Genomic DNA, 22,323 nt, shown 5'->3' with positions numbered 1-22,323 from the left:
GGGAATGGCCGATGTTACAGCAGGCTCAGGGCTCAGGGCTCAGGGCTCAGGGCTGCGGGCGGCAGGGGTAGCGGCGCAGGCTTTCCAGCAGCAGGTGCCCGGGAATGGGCTGGTCGAATAGGTAGCCCTGGCCGACGTCGCAGCGCTGGCGGCGGAGGAAGGCCAGCTGGGAGGCGCTCTCGATACCTTCGGCGACGACCTTGAGCTTGAGGTTGTGGGCCATGGCGATCACCGCGGAGGTGATTTCCATGTCGTCCTGGTTGTCGGGAATGTCCTTGATGAAGCTGCGGTCGATCTTGATGACGTCGATCGGGAACTTCTTCAGGTAGCTGAGGGACGAGTAGCCGGTGCCGAAGTCGTCCATGGCCAGGGTCAGGCCTAGGGTCTTGAGACGGTTGAGCTGGTGCTTGGTGTCGTCGGTGGCTTCCAGCAGCAGGCCTTCGGTCAGTTCCAGTTCCAGCAGGCCCGGGGGCAGTTGCTCCTCGTGGAGGATGGCGGCGATGGAGCCCACCAGGTCCGGGTCGCTGAACTGCTTGGGCGAGAGGTTGATCGCCACCTGCACATCGCCCATGCCCGAGGCGCTGAGGCGCCGGCTCATGCGACAGGCTTCGCGGATCACCCATTTGCCGATGGGGATGATCATCCCGGTTTCCTCGGCGACGCTGATGAACTGGTCGGGGCGGATCATGCCGCGCTCCGGGTGCTGCCAGCGCAGCAGCGCCTCCATGCCCAGCAGTTGCCCGGACTTGAGGCACAGCTTGGGCTGGTAGAAGACTTCCAGCTCGTTCTGTGCCAGGGCGCGGCGCAGGTTGTTCTCGACGAACAGCTTGTAGCTGGCCTCGGCGTTGAGGGTTTCGGTGAACAGTTGCAGCTGGTGCTTGCCGTTGGCCTTGGCCTTGTGCAGGGCGAGGCCGGCGTGCTTCATCAGGGTCTGCGGATCACGCCCATGCTGGGGCGCGCAGGCCAGGCCCAGGGAGCCGGTGACGCTGATCAGCTGGTTGTCGACGAACAGCGGCTTGTCGAGGGTGTGGAGGATCTGCCCGGCGGTCTTCTGCCCGCTCTCCAGGTCGGCGCCATCGAGCAGCACTGCGAATTCGTTGCTGGCGAAGCGCGCGAGGATGTCGCCCTGGCCGAGGGTGTTGCGCAGCCGGCGGGCGAGGCTGACCAGCAGTTTGTCGCCGGTCTGGTGGCCGAGGCTGTCGTTGATGCGCTTGAAGTTGTCGATGTCCACCAGCAGCAGGCAGAGGGGCGACTCGTGGTCGCTCTGGAAGCGCTCTTCGAGGCTGCGGATGAAGTAGGGACGGTTACCCAGCCCGGTGAGGTTGTCGGTGTAGGCCAGCTTCTCGATGCGCTGCTGGGCCAGCTTGTTGTGGGTGACGTCCTCGTAGATGCCGATGTAGTGCGTCAGTTCGCCGTTCTCGCCGAACACCTTGGAGATGGACAGCTGGCCCCAGTACGGCTCGAGGTTCTTGCGCCGGCTGCGGAACTCGCCCTGCCAGCTGTTGCTGGTGGTGAGGCTGGAGCGGGCGTCGAACAGCAGGTCGCTGAGGTTTTCCAGGGCCGGCAGCTCGGAGAGGCGGCGGCCGTGGACTTCGTCGGAGCTGTACTGGGTGATGGCGGTGAAGCTGGGGTTGACGTATTCCACCAGGCCGTCGCGGTCCACCAGCAGGAAGGCGCTGGCGCTCTGTTCGACGGCGCGCTGGAACAGGTGCAGGGCGTTGGTGGCGTCGAGGCGTTGCTGGTTGACCAGAACCTGGGCGAACTGGTCGGCCAGCTCGCCGGCGAAGGCGATTTCATCGGTCTGCCAGACGCGCTGGCCGCCGGTGTGTTCCAGGCACAGCACGCCGACCACCTCGCCACCGATGCGCACGCTGGCATCGAGCAGGGCGACCACACCCTGGGGCTTGAGGTAGTCGTCCACCAGCTCGATGGTACGCGGGTCGCGCTGGGCGTTGTGGGCGTCGATGGCGCGGCCGCTGTGCAGGGCTTCGAGGTACTGCGGGTAGCGGCTGACGTCGATGGCGCCCGGGTGTTCGTGGTGGTCCTGGTCGCGCCGGTAGAGGGTGATGGCGCGCAGCAGGTCGCCATCGAACATCCACAGGGAGGCGCGGGAGACCTCGTAGGCCTCGCAGGCGGCCTGGGTGATCAGCTTGGCCGCTTCCAGGGCCGGGTCGCCGGGGCTGTAGCGGTGGCGGGCCAGGCGCACGATCAGGCTCTGCTGCGCGCGGGAGCGGATCAGGTGCTGCAGGTGGTCTTCCTGGGAGCGCTGGTAGAGATCCAGGGAGCTTTTCAGGCGCTGGTTCTGGGCTTCCAGTTCGCTGAGGCGATGGTCATCGTCTTCACGGTCGTCGACGTCCACCGGCAGCAGGTAACCGCGCAGCAGGTTGCGGCCGTGCTGCTGGAAGGCTTCGCCGAGTTCGAGGATGGTGCGCACGCCGTCGGGGGTGTGCAGGCCGTACTGCACTTGGTAGCTGGCGCTGCCGGTCAGCTGACGCTGGATTTCGTCATGCAGGCGGTAGCGCGCTTCGGGGGACATCAGGCTGGCGTAGGGCGAGCCGACCAGGGCACATAGCTCGGTGGCCGGCAGGCCGATCTGGCGTTCGCAATTGGGGTCGAGGAACAGCAGCGCCCAGCTGGCCTCGTTGAGCCGCTCGAAACGCATGAGGCCAAGCCGCGAAGGGACTGGCAACTGCGTCACAACCTCGGCCACCGTACGGCTGGCGGCATCGGGATGGCTTTTCATCGGGCGGGTGGGTTCCAGTATGCTGACCGAGTCGGGCCTCGGCCCACTTCATATTATGGCGTCGGGCAAGGGTGCATCATGCGGATGGGGCTGACAAGACAACTTGGTGGGGCTTTGGTGCTATGTGGGCTGTTTTTTTTATCACCGGTCTCGGTGGCCGCTGCTGAGCCTGTTCTCAGCAGCGCCGAACAGACCCGTTACCTGACGGAAATCAAGCGTCTCTACCTGACCGACGACGAGCGCAAGGCGCTGTTTGCGCATACCAATGCGCTGCTCAGGACCTACGCCCTGAGCGCCGGCTACCAGGTGGGTTCCAGCGACCGCCGCGACCTGGAGTACCAGGTGAGCCTGGCCAAGCCGGGCGAGTTGATGCTGCGCGAAGAGGTGCGTGCCACCTCGGGCACCGGGGTTTCGGTACGCAACCGTTTGCTGCCGGTGTTCGGCGTCGATCCGAGCATCAGCTACGCGTGCCCTCGCGAAGGCCAGGCCTGTGTGCTCAACGTGCCCGGCTCCACGGAACCGATGCTGACCATCGTCCGGGATCTCGATGGCGCCGGACAACTGGCCAAGGCCTTCAGCTTCCTGATTCGCAATCTGCAGAAGGGCTGACCTGGCTGCAGCGACGAAGCCCATCGGCACCGGCTGATGGGCTGCATGTCTTTCCTCTCTTCTGAACGCACGATACGGGCTGCCGTAGGACGACGCCTGGGCGATGGGCGTGGGTTTCCTTCAGTGGTATTTCCAGGCAAAAAAAACCCCGCCTAAAGGGGCGGGGTCGAGGTGCGAGCGTGGCGTGCTCGCGATGAAGCAAAGGTTTACAGCAGCATGGTGCGGATATCCGCCAGCACATCGCCCAGGCGCTTGGTGAAGCGCGCGGCGGCGGCGCCATTGATCACGCGGTGGTCATAGGACAGCGACAGCGGCAGCATCAGGCGCGGCTGGAAGGCCTTGCCGTCCCAGACCGGCTGGATGGTGGCCTTGGACACGCCGAGGATTGCCACTTCCGGCGCGTTGACGATCGGCGTGAAGCCGGTGCCGCCAATGTGGCCGAGGCTGGAGATGGTGAAGCAGGCGCCTTGCATGTCGTCCGCCGAGAGCTTCTTGGTCCGGGCCTTCTCGGCCAGGGCAGCAGCTTCGGCCGCCAGTTGCAGCAGGCTCTTCTGGTCGACGTTGCGGATCACCGGGACCAGCAGGCCATCCGGGGTGTCCACGGCGAAGCCGATGTGCACGTACTTCTTGCGGATCAGCGCCTTGCCACTGGGGGCCAGGGAGCTGTTGAAGTCCGGCAATTCCTTGAGCAGGTAGGCGCAGGCTTTCAGCAGCAGCGGCAGCACGGTCAGCTTGACGCCGGCCTTCTCGGCCACGGCTTTCTGGGCGACGCGGAAGGCTTCCAGCTCGGTGATGTCGGAAGAGTCGAACTGGGTCACGTGCGGGACGTTGAGCCAGCTGCGGTGCAGGTTGGCGGCGCCGACCTGCATCAGGCGGGTCATCGCCACTTCTTCGATTTCACCGAACTTGCTGAAGTCCACGGTGGGGATCGGCGGAATGCCGGCACCGCCGGTGGCGCCTGCGGCAGCGGCCGGGGCCTCCTTGGACTTCTGCATCACGGCCTTGACGTAGGCTTGCACGTCTTCCTTGAGCACGCGGCCGTGCGGGCCGGTCGCGGTGACCGCGCCCAGCTCGACGCCGAATTCACGGGCCAGTTGGCGCACCGCCGGGCCAGCATGGACCTTGGCACCGTTGGAGCGGGCCGGGGCGCCGGCGCTGCCGGCGGCAGCGGCCGACAGCGAGGCGATGGCGTTGACCTCGGCGGCAACGGCCGGGCTGGCGCCTGCCGGTACGCGATGGACCGGTTGGCTGTCCTGCGCGGCAGGGGCCGGAGCGGCGGCCGGGGCGGAGCCCTGGGTGCGCAGCTTGAGGATCAGGTCGCCGGTACCGACTTCGGCGTCCAGCTTGACCACGATGCTCTCGACCACGCCAGCGGCGGGCGAGGGGATCTCCATGCTGGCTTTGTCGGATTCCAGGGTGATCAGGCTCTGGTCGGCTTCGACGCTGTCGCCGGCCTTGACCAGGATCTCGATGACCTTGGCCTTGCTGTCGGAGCCGATATCCGGGACGTGGACGTCCTGCACCGATTCGGCAGCCGGAGCGGCCGGAGCCGCTGCGGGAGCCTGGGCCGGTGCCGGTGCGGCGGGAGGTGCTTCAGCGGCCTTGGCGGCAGCGGGTGCAGCGCCTGCAACGCGCAGCTTGATGATCAGGTCGCCGGTGCCGACTTCGGCATCCAGCTGGACCACGACGCTCTCGACCACGCCAGCGGCGGGCGAGGGGATCTCCATGCTGGCCTTGTCGGACTCCAGGGTGATCAGGCTCTGATCGGCTTCGACGCGATCGCCGGCCTTGACCAGCACTTCGATGACCTTGGCCTTGCTGTCGGAGCCGATGTCCGGGACGTGAACGTCCTGGACGCTTTCACTGGCGGGGGTCGCCGATGCCGGTGCGGCAGCGGGCTTCTCTTCCGCCTTGGGGGCGGCAGCCGGTGCCTGGGCCGCGGGTGCCGCAGCGGCGGCGCCCTCGACGTCCAGTTCGATCAGGTCGTCGCCTTCCTTGAGGCGGTCGCCGATCTTCACCTTCAGGCTCTTCACCACGCCGGCCTTGGGCGAGGGGACTTCCATGCTGGCCTTGTCGGATTCCAGGGTGACGAGGCTCTGGTCGGCTTCGACGCGGTCGCCAACCTTGACCAGGATCTCGATCACTTCGCCTTCGCCGCCGATATCGGGTACGCGGATCAACTCACTCACAATGCGTCTCCTCAGCAGTCCAGGGGGTTGCGCTTATCGGGGTCGATGCCGAACTTGGCGATGGCCTCGGCCACCACTTTCGGTTCGATGTCGCCGCGATCCGCGAGGGCTTCCAGTGCCGCCAGGACAACCCAGTAGCGGTCCACTTCGAAGAAGTGGCGCAGCTTCTTGCGGCTGTCGCTGCGGCCGAAGCCGTCGGTACCCAGGACCTTGAATTCCTTGCTCGGCACCCACTGACGAATCTGTTCGGCGAACAGCTTCATGTAGTCGGTGGAGGCCACGACCGGACCCTTGCGGCCATTCAGGCACTGCTCGACGTAGGTCGACTTGGGCTTCTGGCCCGGGTGCAGGCGGTTGTGGCGCTCGATGGCCAGGCCATCGCGGCGCAGTTCGTTGAAGCTGGTGACGCTCCAGACATCGGCGCCGACGTTGAACTCGTCGCGGAGGATCTTCGCCGCTTCGCGGACTTCGCGCAGGATGGTGCCCGAGCCCAGCAGCTGCACGTGGTGCGCGGCTTCCTTCTTGTCCTCTTCGAGCAGGTACATTCCCTTGATGATGCCTTCCTCGACACCGGCCGGCATGGCGGGCTGGGTGTAGGCCTCGTTCATCACGGTGATGTAGTAGAAGACATCCTGCTGCTCTTCGGTCATCTGGCGCATGCCTTCGCGGATGATCACCGCGAGCTCATAGCCATAGGTGGGGTCGAAGGTGCGGCAGTTGGGGATGGTGCCGGCCAGCATGTGGCTGTGGCCGTCCTCGTGCTGCAGGCCTTCGCCGTTGAGCGTGGTGCGGCCGGCGGTGCCGCCGATCAGGAAGCCACGGGTACGGCTGTCGCCAGCGGCCCAGGCCAGGTCGCCGATACGCTGGAAGCCGAACATCGAATAGAAGATGTAGAACGGCAGCATCGGCTGGTTGTGGCTGGAGTACGAGGTACCGGCGGCGATGAAGGAGCTCATGGCGCCCGCTTCGTTGATGCCTTCCTCGAGGATCTGGCCCTTCTTGTCCTCGCGGTAGAACATCACCTGATCCTTGTCGACGGGCTCGTAGAGCTGGCCGACGGAGGAGTAGATGCCCAGTTGGCGGAACATGCCTTCCATACCGAAGGTACGGGCTTCGTCCGGGATGATGGGGACGATGCGCTGGCCGATTTCCTTGTCCTTGACCAGCTGCGAGAGGATCCGCACGAAGGCCATGGTGGTGGAGATTTCACGGTCGCCGGAGCCGTCGAGGATGGCCTTGAGGGTATCCAGCGGCGGGGTCGGGATGCTGAAGCTCTTGGCGCGACGCTGGGGCACGAAGCCACCCAGTGCGGCACGGCGCTCGCTCAGGTAACGGGCTTCGGCGCTGCCTTCCTCGGGTTTGAAGAAGGGCAGGTTTTCCAGCTCGTCATCCTTCACCGGGATGTCGAAGCGGTCGCGGAACGACTTCAGGCTGTCGACATCGACCTTCTTGGTGTTGTGCGCGGTGTTCTTCGCTTCGCCGGCACCGGTGCCATAGCCCTTGATGGTCTTGGCCAGGATAACGGTGGGCTGGTCCTTGTGGTTGACCGCCTGGTGGTAGGCCGCATAGACCTTGTACGGGTCGTGGCCACCACGGTTGAGCTTCCAGATCTCGTCGTCGGAGAGGTCGGCGACCATCGCCTTGAGCTCGGGGGTGTTGAAGAAGTGCTCACGGACGAACGCGCCGTCCTTGGCCTTGTAGTTCTGGTACTCGCCGTCGATGACTTCGTCCATGCGGCGCTGCAGGATGCCGTCGACGTCCTTGGCCAGCAGCGGGTCCCAGAAGCGACCCCAGATGACCTTGTTGACGTTCCACTGGGCGCCACGAAACACGCCTTCGAGTTCCTGGATGATCTTGCCGTTGCCGCGAACCGGGCCGTCGAGGCGCTGCAGGTTGCAGTTGATGACGAAGATCAGGTTGTCGAGCTTCTCGCGGCCGGCCAGGGAGATGGCGCCGAGGGATTCCGGCTCGTCGCACTCGCCGTCGCCCATGAAGCACCAGACCTTCTGCTTGCCGGCGGGGATGAAGCCGCGGCTTTCCAGGTACTTCATGAAGCGTGCCTGGTAGATCGCCTGGATCGGGCCGAGGCCCATGGATACGGTGGGGAACTGCCAGAAGTCCGGCATCAGCCAGGGGTGCGGGTAGGACGACAGGCCGTTGCCATCGACTTCCTGGCGGAAGTTGTTCATCTGGTCTTCGGTGATGCGGCCTTCCATGAAGGCGCGGGCGTAGACACCGGGGGAGGCGTGGCCCTGGAAGTAGATCAGGTCGCCGCCGTGTTCGTCGGTCGGGGCCTGGAAGAAGTAGTTGAAGCCGATGTCGTAGAGGGTCGCCGAGGACGCGAAGCTGGAGATGTGACCGCCCAGGTCGGAGTCCTTCAGGTTGGTGCGCATGACCATGGCCAGCGCGTTCCAGCGTACCAGCGAGCGAATGCGGCGTTCCATGAACAGGTCGCCAGGCATGCGTGCTTCGTGGGTGACGGGGATCGTGTTGCGATAGGGCGTGGTGATGGCATAGGGAAGCTGCGAACCGCTACGGGTAGCGAGTTCACCCATACGGGTCATCAGGTAATGCGCGCGGTCTTCGCCTTCTTTGTCGAGAACCGATTCCAGGGCGTCCAGCCATTCCTGGGTTTCGACGGGATCGAGGTCTTGCATGGCTTGCTCCAGGGCGGAAAGGCTTCCAGAATCGGACGCCTATGTTCACTGCCAGCCTTTTGGGCGGGCAGAAGCTAATTCTTGGATTTACCGGGGGTCGAACCGGCCTTGTGTAGTTTTACTACATTTCGACGGCCGTTTCAGCACTCTGGACACAATCTTTCGTAGTAAAACTACAGATGGGCGGTGCAAGGCCAGCAACCACAGGCCCGGCGTACGCCGATCACAGGATAGACCATGAGCCTGCCCCCGCTTGTCGCCCTTCCCCCGCAATTGCAATCGCTCGCCGACCGTGCGCGCCAGGCTTTCACCTCCGCTGGGGAGGGCCTGCCGGAATCTCCGCGGCGGGTGTTCGAGGGCTGGCCCGACGAACGGCAGCAGGCATTCCAGCGGGTGTGCGCAGCCAGTGACTTCGTGGCCGAGCAGGCGCAGCGCGATCCGGCGATGCTCATGCAGCTGGCGGAATCGGGCGAGCTGGAATGTACACTTAAATCCAATGAATTGTGTACACAATTGGATTCAGTTCTTGCTGAGTGCGAGAGTGAAGATGAGCTGGCGCGCCGCCTGAGGCGCTTTCGCAACCGCCAGCAGGTGCGCATCATCTGGCGCGACCTGACCCGCCAGGCGGACCTCGCGGAAACCTGCCGCGACCTTTCCGATCTCGCCGACGCTTGCATCGACCGCGCCTACCACTGGCTCTACGAGCGCCATTGCGCGCAGTTCGGCACCCCCACCGGGCGCCGTTCCGGGCTGCCGCAGCACATGGTCATCCTCGGCATGGGCAAGCTGGGCGCCCACGAACTGAACCTGTCCTCGGACATCGACCTGATCTTCGGCTACCCGGAAGGCGGCGAGACCGAGGGTGCCAAGCGCGCCCTGGACAACCAGGAGTTCTTCATCCGTCTCGGCCAGAAGCTGATCAAGGCGCTGGACGCCATCACCGTCGACGGCTTCGTCTTCCGCGTCGACATGCGCCTGCGCCCCTACGGCTCGTCCGGCGGGCTGGTGCTCAGCTTCAATGCGCTGGAGCAGTACTACCAGGACCAGGGGCGCGACTGGGAACGCTACGCGATGATCAAGGCGCGGGTGGTCGGTGGTGACCAGCAGGCCGGCGCGCAGTTGCTGGAGATGCTGCGGCCCTTCGTCTATCGCCGCTACCTGGACTTCTCGGCCATCGAGGCGCTGCGCTCGATGAAGCAGCTGATCCAGCAGGAAGTGCGCCGCAAGGGCATGACCGAGAACGTCAAGCTCGGCTCCGGCGGCATCCGCGAGGTGGAGTTCATCGCCCAGGCCTTCCAGCTCATTCACGGCGGGCGCGACCTGAGCCTGCAGCAACGCCCGCTGCTCAAGGTGCTGGCCACTCTGGAAGGGCAGGGCTACCTGCCGCCGGCCGTGGTGGCCGAGCTGCGCGATGGCTATGCCTTCCTGCGCTATACCGAGCACGCCCTGCAGGCCATTGCCGACCGGCAGACGCAGATGCTGCCGGACAACGACCTGGATCGTGCTCGCGTCGCCTTCATCATGGGCTTCGATGACTGGGCGGCCTTCCATGAGCGATTGATGTACTGGCGCGGCCGTGTCGAGTGGCACTTCCACCAGGTCATCGCCGACCCGGACGAAGACGAGGACGCCGGCCCGCAGGACGCCTGCATCGGCGGCGAGTGGCTGCCGCTGTGGGAAGATGCCCTGGATGAAGAGAGCGCCTGCCGGCAACTGAGCGAATCCGGCTTCCTCGACCCGCTGGCGGCCATGAAGCGCCTGATCGACCTGCGTAACGGCCCGCAGCTGCGTGCCATGCAGCGCCTCGGTCGCGAGCGTATGGACGCCTTCATTCCGCGCCTGCTGACCATGGCCAGCGAACACGCCAACCCTGATCTGGTGCTGGAGCGCGTGCTGCCGCTGGTGGAGAAAGTGGCCCGGCGCTCGGCCTACCTGGTGCTGCTCAGCGAGAACCCTGGTGCCCTGGAGCGCCTGATCACCCTCTGCGCCGCCAGCCCCTGGATCGCCGAGCAGATCGCTCGCTATCCGCTGTTGCTGGACGAGTTGCTCAACGAGGGCCGCCTCTACCACCCGCCGCTGGCGCCCGAGCTGGCGGCCGAGCTGCGCGAGCGGCTGACCCGTATCCCCGAGGACGACCTCGAGCAGCAGATGGAGGCCCTGCGCCACTTCAAGCTGGCCCACAGCCTGCGGGTGGCGGCTTCCGAAATCGCCGGCACCCTGCCGCTGATGAAGGTCAGCGACTACCTGACCTGGCTGGCCGAGGCCATTCTCGACCAGGTGCTGGCCCTGGCCTGGCGGCATACCGTGGCCCGCCACGGTGTGCCGCGGCGGGCCGACGGCAGCGGCTGCGACCCGGATTTCATCATCGTCGGCTACGGCAAGGTGGGTGGCCTGGAGTTCGGCCACGGTTCCGACCTCGATCTGGTGTTCATCCATGACGGCGACCCGCAGGCTGAGACCGACGGTGCCAAGCCCATAGACGGCGCCCAGTTCTTCACCCGCCTGGGTCAGCGCATCATCCACCTGCTCACCACCCAGACCACCTCCGGCTCGCTCTACGAGGTGGACATGCGCCTGCGCCCCTCGGGCGCGGCGGGCCTGCTGGTGAGCTCCCTGGGCGCCTTCCAGCGCTACCAGGAGAACGAGGCCTGGACCTGGGAACACCAGGCGCTGGTGCGTGCCCGCGTGCTGGTGGGCTGCAAGCGCGTGGCGACGGCCTTCGAGGCGGTGCGCCTGGCGGTGCTCGGCCGCGAGCGCGAGCTGGACACCCTGCGCCAGGAGGTCAGCGAGATGCGGGCGAAGATGCGCACCACCCTGGGAACGCGCGAGACCGCGGCGGGAACCGCTGCGAACGCCTTCGAAACCACCGCTCCCTTCGATCTGAAGCAGGACGCCGGCGGTATCGTCGATATCGAATTTATGGTGCAATATGCGGCCCTTGCCTGGTCGCGACAGCACCCGGAGCTGGTGCGCTACACCGATAACATCCGCATTCTCGACGGCCTCGAGCAGGTCGGGTTGCTGTCCGGTGAAGCGGTCAGCCTGCTGCAGGAGGCCTACAAGGCCTATCGCTCCGCCGCCCACCGGCAGGCGTTGCAGAAGCAGCCGGGCGTAGTGAGTGGTGACCAGTTCCACGCGGAGCGCCAAGGCGTGATGCGGATCTGGCGTGAGTTGGGCTTGAGCTAACAGGCCGTTGAAGAACGTAGACGAGGCAGCCGATACAAGGCGAAAACGGCCGAAAAAGCGCAGTTTACGTGTGGTAAATGAGCATTTTGAGGGCGTATTCAACGCCGTAGCGGCAACGCAGTTAGTTTTTCAGCAGCCTGCTAACTCGCCGAGCTGAATCAATCGAATCCTTGAGGAGCTGGCAAATATGTCGATGGCCGATCGTGATGGCGTGATCTGGTATGACGGCGAACTGGTGCCGTGGCGCGAAGCGACCACTCACGTACTGACCCATACCCTGCACTACGGGATGGGCGTGTTCGAAGGCGTGCGCGCCTACAACACCCCGGACGGCACGGCGATCTTCCGCCTGCAGGCACACACCGACCGCCTGTTCGACTCCGCTCACATCATGAACATGCAGATCCCGTGGACCAAGGACCAGATCAACGAGGCCACCCGCGCCGCCGTGCGTGAGAACAACCTCGAAAGCGCCTACATCCGCCCGATGGTGTTCTACGGAAGTGAAGGCATGGGCCTGCGTGCCACCGGCCTGAAGGTCCACGTCATCGTCGCCGCCTGGAACTGGGGCGCGTACATGGGCGAGGAGGCGCTGCAGAAGGGCATCAAGGTGCGCACCAGTTCCTTCACCCGCCACCACGTGAACATCTCCATGACCCGCGCCAAGTCCAACGGTGCCTACATCAACTCGATGCTGGCCCTGCAGGAAGCCATTTCCGGCGGCGCCGACGAGGCCATGATGCTGGACCCGGAAGGCTACGTGGCCGAGGGTTCCGGCGAGAACATCTTCATCATCAAGGACGGTGTGCTCTACACCCCCGAAGTGACCGCCTGCCTCAACGGCATCACCCGCAACACCGTGCTGCGCCTGGCCGAAGAGCAGGGCCTGAAGCTGGTCGAGAAGCGCATCACCCGTGACGAGGTGTACATCGCCGACGAAGCCTTCTTCACCGGCACCGCCGCTGAAGTCACCCCGATTCGCGAAGTCGACGGCCGCAAGATCGGCATCGGCAGCCGTGGTCCGGTGACCGAGAAGCTGCAGAAGGCCTACTTCGACCTGGTGACCGGCAAGACCGCCGCGCACGCCGAGTGGCGCACCCTGGTCAAATAAATAGACAAGGCTGCAAAGTGCAAGCCGCAAGCCGCAAGCAGTGGGTACTGCTTGAAGCTTGCGGCTTGTCGCTTGAGGCCCCGAAGCTGCCTTTATGAATATTCTGATCGTTGGCCCCTCCTGGGTGGGCGACATGGTGATGGCGCAGACACTCTTCCAGTGCCTGAAGGCCCGCCATGGCGACTGCCAGATCGACGTCCTGGCACCCGAGTGGAGCCGGCCCATCCTCGAGCGCATGCCCGAAGTGCGCCAGGCCCTGAGCTTTCCGCTCGGCCACGGCGTGCTGGAATTGGCCACGCGCCGCCGCATCGGCAAGTCCCTCGCCGGTCGTTATGACCAGGCGATCCTCCTGCCCAACTCGCTGAAGTCCGCGCTGGTGCCCTTCTTCGCGGGCATCCCCAAGCGCACGGGCTGGAAGGGCGAGATGCGCTACGGCCTGCTCAACGACATCCGCAAGCTGGACAAGTCCCGCTACCCGCTGATGATCGAGCGCTTCATGGCCCTGGCCTACGAGCCCGGCGCCGAGCTGCCGCAGCCCTATCCGCGGCCGACCCTGAACATCGAACCGGCGAGCCGCGACGCGGCCCTGGCCAAGTTCGGTCTCAGCCTCGACCGCCCCATCCTCGCCCTGTGCCCCGGCGCCGAGTTCGGCGAGGCCAAGCGCTGGCCGGCCGAGCACTACGCCAAGGTCGCCGAGCTGAAGGTCCGCGACGGTTGGCAGGTCTGGCTGTTCGGCTCGAAGAACGACCATCCCGGTGGCGAAGACATCCGCATGCGCCTGATCCCGGGCCTGCGCGAAGAGGTGATCAACCTCGCCGGGCAGACCAGCCTGGCCGAGGCCATCGACCTGATGTCCTGCTCCGGCGCCGTGGTCTCCAACGACTCCGGCCTGATGCACGTGGCCGCTGCGCTGAACCGCCCGCTGGTGGCCGTATACGGCTCCACCTCGCCGCTGTTCACCCCGCCCCTGGCGGAACAGGTGGAAGTGGTGCGCCTGGGCCTGGAATGCAGCCCCTGCTTCGACCGCACCTGCCGCTTCGGCCACTACAACTGCCTGCGCCAGCTCAAGCCGCGCCCGGTGATGGATGCCCTGGGGCGCCTGGTGGCCGATCCGGCCGAGGTCGCTGAATGAGGGTTTTGCTGGTCAAGACCTCGTCCCTGGGTGATGTGATCCACACGCTGCCGGCGCTCACCGATGCCGCCCGGGCCATCCCCGGCATCCAGTTCGACTGGGTGGTGGAGGAGGGGTTCGCCGAGATTCCCGCCTGGCACCCGGCGGTGGCGCAGGTCATCCCGGTGGCCATCCGCCGCTGGCGCAAGAACCTGATGCAGACCATCCGCAGTGGCGAGTGGAAGCGCTTCAAGGCGCGCCTGCGCGAGACCCGTTACGACCTGATCATCGATGCCCAGGGGTTGTTCAAGAGTGCCTGGCTGACCCGTTACGCCAAGGCGCCCGTGGCCGGGCTGGACCGCGAGTCCGCCCGCGAACCCATCGCCGCGCGCTTCTACGACCAGGCCCACTCCGTGGCCTGGGGGCAGCACGCCGTCGAGCGTGTACGCCAGTTGTTCGCCAAGGCGCTGGACTACCCGCTGCCGACCACCACCGGCGACTACGGGCTCAGCCGTTCGCAGCTGGCCGATGCACCGGGCAGCGCGCCTTACCTGCTGTTCCTGCATGGCACCACCTGGGACACCAAGCACTGGCCGGAAGCCTACTGGCGTGACCTGGCCGAGCGGGTCTGCGAGCACGGCTGGAACCTGCGCCTGCCCTGGGGCAACCCGAACGAGAAGGCGCGGGCCGAGCGCATCGCCGAGGGCTTGGAAAACGCCGCAGTGCTCCCCAAATTATCCCTGGCCGGCATGGCCAAGGTGTTGGCGGGCGCCCGTGCCTGCGTGGCGGTCGACACCGGCCTGGGCCATCTGGCAGCGGCGCTGGACGTCCCGACCCTGTCGCTCTACGGGCCGACCAACCCCGGCTTCACCGGTGCCTACGGCCGTTCGCAGGTGCACCTGGGCAGCGACTTCCCCTGTGCGCCCTGCCTGAAGAAGACCTGCACCTACCAGCCGACCGAGGAAGACAAGCGCCGCTTCGACCTGAAACGCGAGCAGCCCCTGTGCTTCACCCGGCTGAATCCGCAGCGCGTGGCCACCCAGCTGGAGGCCCTGCTGCTGACCGAGGACACTCACTGATGCAACTGGCATTCGTGCTCTACAAGTACTTCCCGTTCGGCGGCCTGCAGCGCGACTTCATGCGCATCGCCCAGGATTGCCAGCTCCGTGGGCACGCCATCCGCGTCTACACCATGATCTGGGAAGGCGACATCCCGGACGGTTTCGAGGTGCTGATCGCGCCGGTCAAGGCGCTGTTCAACCACAAGCGCAACGAGAAATTCACCGCCTGGGTCGAGGCCGATCTGGCCAAGCGCCCGGTGGACCGGGTGATCGGCTTCAACAAGATGCCCGGCCTGGACGTGTACTACGCCGCCGACCCTTGCTTCGAGGACAAGGCGCAGACCCTGCGCAACGGCCTGTACCGCAAGTGGGGCCGCTACAAGCACTTCGCCGACTACGAGCGGGCCGTGTTCGCACCTGAGTCGAAAACCGAGGTGCTGATGATCTCCGAGGTCCAGCAGCCGCTGTTCGTGAAGCACTACGCCACGCCGGCCGAGCGCTTCCACCTGCTGCCGCCGGGCATCGCCGCCGACCGCCGCGCCCCGGCCAACGCCGCCGAGATCCGCGCCGAGTTCCGCCGCGAGTTCAGGCTGGCGGACGACGAGCTGCTGCTGGTGCAGATCGGCTCCGGCTTCAAGACCAAGGGCCTGGACCGCAGCCTGCGCGCACTGGCCGCGCTGCCCAAGGCGCTGAAGAAACGCACGCGGCTGATCGTCATCGGCCAGGACGACCCCAAGCCCTTCATCCTGCAGATGAAGACGCTGGGCATTTCCGACCAGGTCGAAATCCTCAAGGGGCGCAGCGACATCCCGCGCTTCCTGCTGGGCGCCGACCTGCTGATCCACCCCGCCTACAACGAAAACACCGGGACCGTGCTGCTGGAGGCGCTGGTCGCCGGGCTGCCGGTGCTGGTGACCGACGTCTGCGGCTACGCCCACTACATCGACGAGGCCAGGGCAGGCCGCGTGGTGCCGAGCCCCTTCGAACAGGAGCAGCTGAACCGCATGCTGGCCGACATGCTCGACAACGATAACGCCCGCAACGAATGGGCCCGCAATGGCCTGGCCTTCGCCGCTGCGGCGGACCTCTACAGCATGCCGCAGCGCGCGGCCGACGTGATCTTGCAGGCGCGCCCATGAAGCTGATGCTGGAACAGCCCTTCAAGGACCTGTGGGCGGGGCGCGACGCCTTCGCCGAGGTCGAGAAGCTGCAGGGCGAGGTCTTCCGTGAACTGGAGGCCCGGCGCACCCTGCGCACCGAGGTCGACGGGCGCGGCTACTTCGTCAAGATCCACCGTGGCATCGGCTGGGGCGAGATCTTCAAGAACCTGATCACCGCCAAGGCGCCGGTGCTTGGCGCCGGCCTGGAGTGGGCCGCCATCCAGCGCCTGCAGCAGGTGGGGGTGCCGACCATGACCGCGGTGGCCTTCGGCGAGCGGGGGGGCAACCCCGCGCAGCAGCACTCCTTCATCGTCACCGAAGAGCTGGCGCCGACCGTCAGCCTGGAAGACTTCAGCCTCGACTGGCAGCAGAACCCGCCGCCGCTGAAGCTCAAACGCGCGCTGATCGACGAGGTGGCGCGCATGGTGCGCGAGATGCACCGCGCGGGCGTCAATCATCGTGATTGCTACATCTGCCACTTCCTCCTGCACACCGACAAGCCGGTCACGCCCGGGGACTTCCGCCTCTCGGTGATCGACCTGCACCGCGCCCAGGTGCGCGCGAGCACGCCGCGCCGCTGGCGCGACAAGGACCTGGCGGCCCTGTACTTCTCGGCGTTGAACATCGGCCTGACCCGCCACGACAAGCTGCGCTTCCTCCAGGTCTATTTCCAGCAACCGCTGCGCCAGGTGCTGCGCGAAGAGATCGCTCTGCTGGCCTGGATGGAACAGAAGGCTGCGCGCCTGCTGGTGCGCTACCAGCGCAAGTACGTGGAAGGAGCAGCGGATTGAGCGATTGGAAACTGGCGCCCGGACTCGACGAAGGCGTCGCCGGCCTGTTCGCCGACCTCGATGCGGTGTTCGCCCTCAAGGGCGACTGGATCACCGGTGACCCGCTTTCCGAAGTGCTGCGGATCGAGCATGCGGGCATCCGCTACTACGTCAAACGCTACTGGGGGGCGGGCAAGGGCCTGCGCCGCTGGATCGGCCGACCGCGGGTCAAGGCCGAATGGCAGAACCTCAAGAGCTTCAGCAAGTGGGGCATCCCCACGGCACCGCTGGTGGGCTGGGGCCTGGAGCGGCGCTGCGGGCTTTTCCACCGTGGCGCGCTGATCACCCGTGAGCTGGAGCGCACCGCCGATATGGCGGCGCTGGCCCTGCGTGACGACCCGCGCCTGGACGATGCGGCCTGGGTGGATGGCGTCAGCCGCCAGCTGGCCCGCGCCACTCGCGCCATGCACGACCACCACTTCGCCCATAACGACCTGAAGTGGCGCAACCTGCTGGTCAACGACGAGGGCGAGCTGTTCCTCATCGATTGCCCCACCGGCGCCTTCTGGTTCGGCCCCTTCCTGCGGCGCCGCATCACCAAGGACCTGGCCTGCCTGGACAAGGTGGCCAAGTACCAGCTGAGCCGCACCCAGCGCCTGCGTTTCTACCTGCAGTACCGCGGGCGCCAGCGCCTGAACGTCAGCGACAAGCGGCGTATCAGGCAGATCATCGGCTTCTTCGAGGGACGCGAATGAGCGACTTCATCGCCGCCAGTGACCGCGACATCCTGGCCCGTCATGGCCTCGACAACTTCGAGGCGCTGTGGAACCTGCAGCTCGAGGCGGTGGACGCCCCCAATACCGGCCGTGGCGGCTGGAGCAGCGTGTTCCGCCTCGACCTGGGGGACGCTGCCTATTACCTCAAGCGGCAAAGCAACTACCTCAGTCGCAGCTTGGCGCGCCCGTTCGGCGAGCCCACCTTCGCCCGCGAATTCCGCAATATCCAGCGTTACCAGGTGCTGGAGGTCCCGGCCTTGCGCGCGGCCTTCTTCGCCGAGCGAGAGGTGCACGGTGAGCGCCGCGCCATCCTGCTTACCCGTGCCCTGGACGGCTGGACCGAACTGGCCGAGCTGCTGGAGCGCTGGTCCAGCCTGGGCGAGGAGCCGCGCGCGGCGATCATCCTCGCCGTCGGCGCGCTCGCCCAACGGTTGCACGCGGCCGGCCAGGTGCATGGCTGCTTCTACCCCAAGCACATCTTCCTGCGCGAAAGAGGCGGCCACTACGAAAGCTGCCTGATCGACCTGGAGAAGACCCGCCCGCTGCTGCTGGGGCGTCGTGACCGGGTCAAGGACCTGGAGCCGCTGGTGCGCCGTGCCAACGCCTGGGGCGAAAGCGAGCTCCGCGAATTGCTGGTGGCCTACCTGGGCGCCGAGCACTCCAGCAGCGATATCGATACCTGGGTCCGACGCCTCGGCGCGCGTCGCCGCAACAAGGAGCGTCGCGCTTGAAGCTGGCCGAACTTGCCGGCGCCGGGCGCGCACCGAACCTGCCGTTGGCCGTGGACGCTGCGGATGGCCTGGAGCTGGTCCGCCTGTTCCGCGTGCTGCCCGGGCAGCGTTATGTCGGCCTCGCCCGCTGGCAGGGCCGCGAGGTGCTGGCCAAGCTGATGGTCGGCGCCAAGGCCGAGCGTCATTACCAGCGGGAGTTGGCCGGCGCAAAACTGCTCGCCCAGCAGGGGTTGCCGACGCCGGCGCTGCTGGCCGAAGGCTTTGCTGCGGGGCAGGGCGGCTGGCTGCTGTTCGACTACCTGGAAGGCGCCAGCAGCCTGTGGGACGAGTGGCGCGCGGTGGAAGCCGAGGCGCCGCTCTCCGATGGCCAGCAGGCCGTGCTGGGTGAGGCGCTGGCCCTGATCGGGCAATTGCATGGCAAGGGGCTGGTCCAGGAAGACCTGCATCTGGACAACATCCTTCGCCACCAAGGCGCACTGCAGCTGATCGACGGTGGTGGCGTACGCGGCGAATCCCCCGGGCAGAGCCTGGCGCGGGACAAGGTGCTGGCCAATCTCGGCGTGTTCTTCGCCCAGCTGCCGGCGGACCTCGATCCTTTCCTCGAAGAGTTGCTGGTGCACTACCTGCTGGCCAACGGCGAGCACGCGTTGCCGCTGGAGATGTTGCAGAAGGAGATCGCCCGGGTACGCCGCTGGCGCCTGCGCGACTTCCTCGCCAAGGTCGGCCGTGATTGCAGCCTGTTCAGCGTGGTCGGCTCGGCCTTCGGTTTCCGCGCCGCCCGGCGTGATGCGCTGGATGCCCTGTCGCCGTTGCTGGACGACCCCGACGCGGCGCTCGCCGCCGGTCGTCTGCTCAAGGGCGGTGGCACCGCCACGGTGGCGCAGGTGGAAGCCGGCGGGCGGCAATTGCTGCTCAAGCGCTACAACATCAAGGGCCCGCTGCACTGGCTGAAGCGCTTTTGGCGCCCCAGCCGTGCCTGGCACAGCTGGAAGGAGGGCAATCGCCTGGCCTTCCTCGGCATCGCCACCCCGCAGCCCCTGGCCATGATCGAGCGCCGCTGGTGCTGGCTGCGCAGCCGCGCCTACCTGATTACCGAATATCTGCCCGGGCACGATATAATCGCCCGTTTTCAGGAAGCCCAGGCCGATCCGCAAGGCAATGGCTTGCCGGCCGAAGCCGATCTGCAGGCGCTGGACCGCTTGTTCGCCGCGCTGATCCGTGAGCGCATCAGCCATGGCGACCTCAAGGGACACAACCTGTTCTGGCAGAACGGCGCCTGGTGCCTCATCGATCTGGATGCCGTGCAGCAACACCGAAGCGAGCGCAGTTTCGCCCGGGCCTACGCCCGCGACCGTGCCCGCTTCCTGCGCAACTGGCCCGCCGATTCGGCGTTGCACCAGTTGCTGGACCGACGTTTACCGAAAGACAGCTTCAAGCCGGGTGCTTGAAGCTGGAAGAAACAGCCCCCTGGGCCGTGAACCATATGACCGCTGGCGCCTCGTGCTTCCCGTTTCAGGCTGCCAGCTGCTTTCAAGAGGCTTAACACTGTGGCACTGACGATTCTTGGCCTTTCTGGCGCCCTCAGCCATGATCCCTCCGCCGCGCTCTACATCGACGGCAAGCTGATCGCGGCCGCCGAAGAAGAGCGCTTCGTGCGCGACAAGCACGCGAAGAACCGCATGCCTTACGAATCGGCCAAGTTCTGCCTGGAGCAGGCCGGCATCAAGCCTTCCGACGTCGATGTGGTGGCCATTCCCTTCGCCCCCATCAGCCTGTTTGGCAAGGCCCGCTGGCAGTACGCCAAGCGCTACTGGTACGCCCCGGACCGCGCCCTCGACGCGATCCTCATGGGCAACCGCCGCTACAAGCGCTACCGCAACAAGATCGTCTGGTGCCTGGAGCAACTGGGCTTCGACGCCAAGAAAGTCAAGATCGAACCGGTGGAGCACCACCTGGCCCACGCCTCCAGCGCCTACCACTGCTCCGGCTTCAAGGAGAAGACCGCGATCCTCGGGATTGACGGCAAGGGCGAGTACGCCACCACCTTCTTCGGCTGGGGCGAGAATGGCAAGATCCACAAGATCAAGGAATTCTTCGACCCGGATTCCCTGGGCGGCCTCTATGGCGCGATCACCGAGTACCTCGGTTTCGAGATGCTCGACGGCGAGTTCAAGGTCATGGGCATGGCGCCCTATGGTGACGCCGCCAAGTACGATTTCTCGCGCCTGGCCAAGTTCGAGAACGGCGAGCTGGTGATCAACACCGAATACGCCAACGTCATCGGCTTCCGTCGCTACAAGGAAAACGGCAAGGGCTACTACTTCTCGCCAAAGCTGATCGAGTGGCTCGGCCCGAAACGCCAGGGCGACATCGCCGACGACCCCTACATCCACTACGCCGCCAGCATGCAGGCCCTGTTCGAGAAGCTGGCGCTGGAGATGATGGAGTACTACCTCGGCGACATCCTCCGCGAGACCGGCAAGATCGCCTTCGCCGGCGGCTGCGCGCTGAACGTCAAGCTGAACCAGAAGATCATCGCCCGCCCGGACGTGAAGGAGCTGTTCGTGCAGCCCGCCTCCGGTGACGCCGGCACCGCCGTTGGTGCCGCCGCCTACATCTCGCACAAGCGCGGCGTGCCGGTGGAGAAGATGGAGCACGTCTACCTCGGCCCGGCCTTCTCCAACGAGGACGTCATCGCCGCCTGCGCCAAACACCCGAACAAGCCGGTGTTCAAGCGCATCGAAAACACCCCGCAGCGCATCGCCAGCATCATGGTCGCCGGCAACCCGGTGGCCTGGTTCCAGGGCCGCATGGAGTTCGGCCCCCGCGCCCTGGGCGGTCGCTCCATCATCGGCTGCCCGAGCATCCCCGGCGTCGCCGACCGCATCAACGAACAGATCAAGTTCCGCGAGCGCTGGAGGCCCTTCTGCCCGTCGATGCTCGACACCGTGGCATCGCAAATGCTCAAGGTCGACCACCCGAGCCCGTTCATGACCTTCACCTTCGAGGTCAATGACGAGTGGAAGGAGCGCGTCTCCGAAGTGGTGCACGAGGACGGCACTTCCCGCGCCCAGGTGCTGGAACGCCGCCACAACCCGCGCTGGTACGACCTGATGAAGGAGCTGGAGAACCTCACCGGCAACGGCGTCTCCCTGAACACCTCCCTCAACCGTCGCGGCGAGCCGATGATCTGCTCACCCACCGACGCGCTGAACATGTTCTACGGCTCCGATCTGCAGTACCTGATCATGGAAGATGTGTTGGTCGTCAAGGATGGCGTGGATTGGTATGACAATGTCGGATAGTCCGCTGATAAGCGTCGTTATTCCCGCTTATAACTATGCGAAGACGCTGTCGCGGGCCGTGTTGTCGGTTCTGCCGCAGCTTGAGGGCGCCTCTGCAGAGTTGTTGGTGATCGACGATGGCTCGACTGACTCGACGCCGCAGATCGTGGACGAATTGCAGGCCAAGTATCCAGGGTGTTTCAGATCGATTCGTAAGCCGAACGGTGGTCTTGCGTCGGTCAGGAATCTGGGGATTGTCGAGGCACTCGGCACCTATCTGGTGTTTCTGGATGCGGATGATGAGATGGCGTCGGATGGTATAGAGGCCCTCGTATCGCATATCGAGGCGCATCCCGAGAGCCGCCTCGTCATTGGCGCACATTGGTCGGTCTTCCCGGATGGCAGAAAGAGCCTGCATACGCCCAGGGTGCTGCCTGAAGGGGCAAGGGCGCGGGTTCGCGGCTACCTGCTGGACAAGACGATCTCCATTTCCAACGGCGCGTGTGCCATGCACCGGGAAGTCTTCAGGCTAGGAAACTACCCTGAGCAGTTCCGTAACTCGGAAGATATTCCCGTTTTTGCTCAAGTTCTGGCTCGCTATCCTTGCACTGTTCTCGAGCGCCCAGTCGCCCTGATCCATAAGCACGACGACAGCCTGCGGCACAATGTTCAGCATGCCCATGCCGTAGGGTTGAAGCTGGTAGAGGAAATGTTCGATTCACCGCGTTTGCCGGGTGAGTTGCATGATCTTCGCCGCGAATATACTGCGCAGCGCTGCCTCTCCCTGTTCCGAACCTTCATGGCAGTTGGCGACGTGGGGGCCGCTAAGCGTTACTACCGCGAGGCCGTGCGGACGAACTGGAAAGTTTTATTCAATCTTTCCTATACCCGTAAAGCACTTCGCCTGATGTTCAGAGGCTAATAGCCCAAGCGAA

The 22,323-nt window shown here is 65.6% G+C and carries 15 protein-coding genes; 12 read left to right on the top strand and 3 right to left on the bottom strand.

Features of this window, described 5'->3' with window-relative positions:
• Positions 1 to 46: 46 nt before the first annotated feature.
• Positions 47 to 2,743: a putative bifunctional diguanylate cyclase/phosphodiesterase gene (locus tag ACXI0U_RS21190; RefSeq protein WP_043242261.1), complete on the bottom strand. Its 2,697-nt coding sequence runs from the start codon at positions 2,741 to 2,743 to the stop codon at positions 47 to 49.
• Between the two features lie 78 nt (positions 2,744 to 2,821).
• On the opposite strand from ACXI0U_RS21190, the gene ACXI0U_RS21185 reads away from it, so the two are divergent.
• Positions 2,822 to 3,352: a hypothetical protein gene (locus tag ACXI0U_RS21185; RefSeq protein ID WP_184490586.1), complete on the top strand. Its 531-nt coding sequence runs from the start codon at positions 2,822 to 2,824 to the stop codon at positions 3,350 to 3,352.
• Between the two features lie 206 nt (positions 3,353 to 3,558).
• Here ACXI0U_RS21185 and aceF read toward each other — a convergent pair whose 3' ends face one another.
• Both aceF and aceE read right to left on the bottom strand, forming a co-directional pair.
• The gene (aceF, locus tag ACXI0U_RS21180; RefSeq protein WP_479550773.1) at positions 3,559 to 5,541 is read right to left on the bottom strand and encodes a dihydrolipoyllysine-residue acetyltransferase; all 1,983 of its coding nucleotides are present in this window, start codon (positions 5,539 to 5,541) and stop codon (positions 3,559 to 3,561) included.
• An 11-nt stretch (positions 5,542 to 5,552) separates the two neighbouring features.
• Positions 5,553 to 8,198 (bottom strand): pyruvate dehydrogenase (acetyl-transferring), homodimeric type, encoded by a 2,646-nt coding sequence (gene aceE / locus ACXI0U_RS21175; RefSeq protein ID WP_021219814.1) that lies wholly within the window; start codon positions 8,196 to 8,198, stop codon positions 5,553 to 5,555.
• Between the two features lie 237 nt (positions 8,199 to 8,435).
• Here aceE and glnE point away from each other — a divergent pair, with 237 nt between their 5' ends.
• The 11 genes from glnE (at position 8,436) to ACXI0U_RS21120 (ending at position 22,310) form a co-directional block, all read left to right on the top strand.
• Entirely contained in the window at positions 8,436 to 11,384 is a 2,949-nt protein-coding gene (gene glnE, locus ACXI0U_RS21170) for a bifunctional [glutamate--ammonia ligase]-adenylyl-L-tyrosine phosphorylase/[glutamate--ammonia-ligase] adenylyltransferase (protein ID WP_374979152.1), read from the top strand.
• Between the two features lie 187 nt (positions 11,385 to 11,571).
• Positions 11,572 to 12,495: a branched-chain-amino-acid transaminase gene (gene ilvE / locus ACXI0U_RS21165; RefSeq protein WP_021219812.1), complete on the top strand. Its 924-nt coding sequence runs from the start codon at positions 11,572 to 11,574 to the stop codon at positions 12,493 to 12,495.
• A 94-nt stretch (positions 12,496 to 12,589) separates the two neighbouring features.
• Positions 12,590 to 13,627 (top strand): lipopolysaccharide heptosyltransferase II, encoded by a 1,038-nt coding sequence (waaF, locus tag ACXI0U_RS21160; protein ID WP_021219811.1) that lies wholly within the window; start codon positions 12,590 to 12,592, stop codon positions 13,625 to 13,627.
• Positions 13,624 to 14,685, top strand: coding sequence for a lipopolysaccharide heptosyltransferase I (waaC, locus tag ACXI0U_RS21155; protein ID WP_031287820.1), 1,062 nt, complete (start codon positions 13,624 to 13,626; stop codon positions 14,683 to 14,685). Before waaF ends, waaC begins: the two co-directional genes overlap by 4 nt.
• Positions 14,685 to 15,806 carry a glycosyltransferase family 4 protein gene (locus ACXI0U_RS21150; protein ID WP_431482821.1) on the top strand — a complete coding sequence of 374 codons (1,122 nt, stop codon included), beginning with the start codon at positions 14,685 to 14,687 and terminating at the stop codon, positions 15,804 to 15,806. The genes waaC and ACXI0U_RS21150 overlap by 1 nt, the downstream gene beginning before the upstream one ends.
• Complete coding sequence (gene rfaP, locus ACXI0U_RS21145; RefSeq protein WP_431482820.1) at positions 15,803 to 16,618, top strand: lipopolysaccharide core heptose(I) kinase RfaP; 816 nt, start codon at positions 15,803 to 15,805, stop codon at positions 16,616 to 16,618. The genes ACXI0U_RS21150 and rfaP overlap by 4 nt, the downstream gene beginning before the upstream one ends.
• Positions 16,615 to 17,352 carry a lipopolysaccharide kinase InaA family protein gene (locus tag ACXI0U_RS21140; RefSeq protein ID WP_374979149.1) on the top strand — a complete coding sequence of 246 codons (738 nt, stop codon included), beginning with the start codon at positions 16,615 to 16,617 and terminating at the stop codon, positions 17,350 to 17,352. Before rfaP ends, ACXI0U_RS21140 begins: the two co-directional genes overlap by 4 nt.
• Complete coding sequence (locus tag ACXI0U_RS21135) at positions 17,349 to 18,104, top strand: lipopolysaccharide kinase InaA family protein (RefSeq protein WP_423727823.1); 756 nt, start codon at positions 17,349 to 17,351, stop codon at positions 18,102 to 18,104. Before ACXI0U_RS21140 ends, ACXI0U_RS21135 begins: the two co-directional genes overlap by 4 nt.
• Entirely contained in the window at positions 18,101 to 19,552 is a 1,452-nt protein-coding gene (locus tag ACXI0U_RS21130) for a lipopolysaccharide kinase InaA family protein (protein WP_423727824.1), read from the top strand. The genes ACXI0U_RS21135 and ACXI0U_RS21130 overlap by 4 nt, the downstream gene beginning before the upstream one ends.
• A gap of 99 nt (positions 19,553 to 19,651) precedes the next feature.
• On the top strand, positions 19,652 to 21,409 hold the full coding sequence (locus ACXI0U_RS21125; RefSeq protein WP_021219804.1) for a carbamoyltransferase family protein: 1,758 nt from the start codon (positions 19,652 to 19,654) through the stop codon (positions 21,407 to 21,409).
• Complete coding sequence (locus ACXI0U_RS21120) at positions 21,393 to 22,310, top strand: glycosyltransferase family 2 protein (protein ID WP_431482818.1); 918 nt, start codon at positions 21,393 to 21,395, stop codon at positions 22,308 to 22,310. Before ACXI0U_RS21125 ends, ACXI0U_RS21120 begins: the two co-directional genes overlap by 17 nt.
• The last annotated feature ends 13 nt before the right edge of the window (positions 22,311 to 22,323 follow it).

This window comes from Pseudomonas sp. C9D1, from assembly GCF_056491235.1.
The sequence above is the reverse complement of the archived record's forward strand: the minus strand, read 5'-3'. Positions and strand labels throughout refer to the sequence as shown.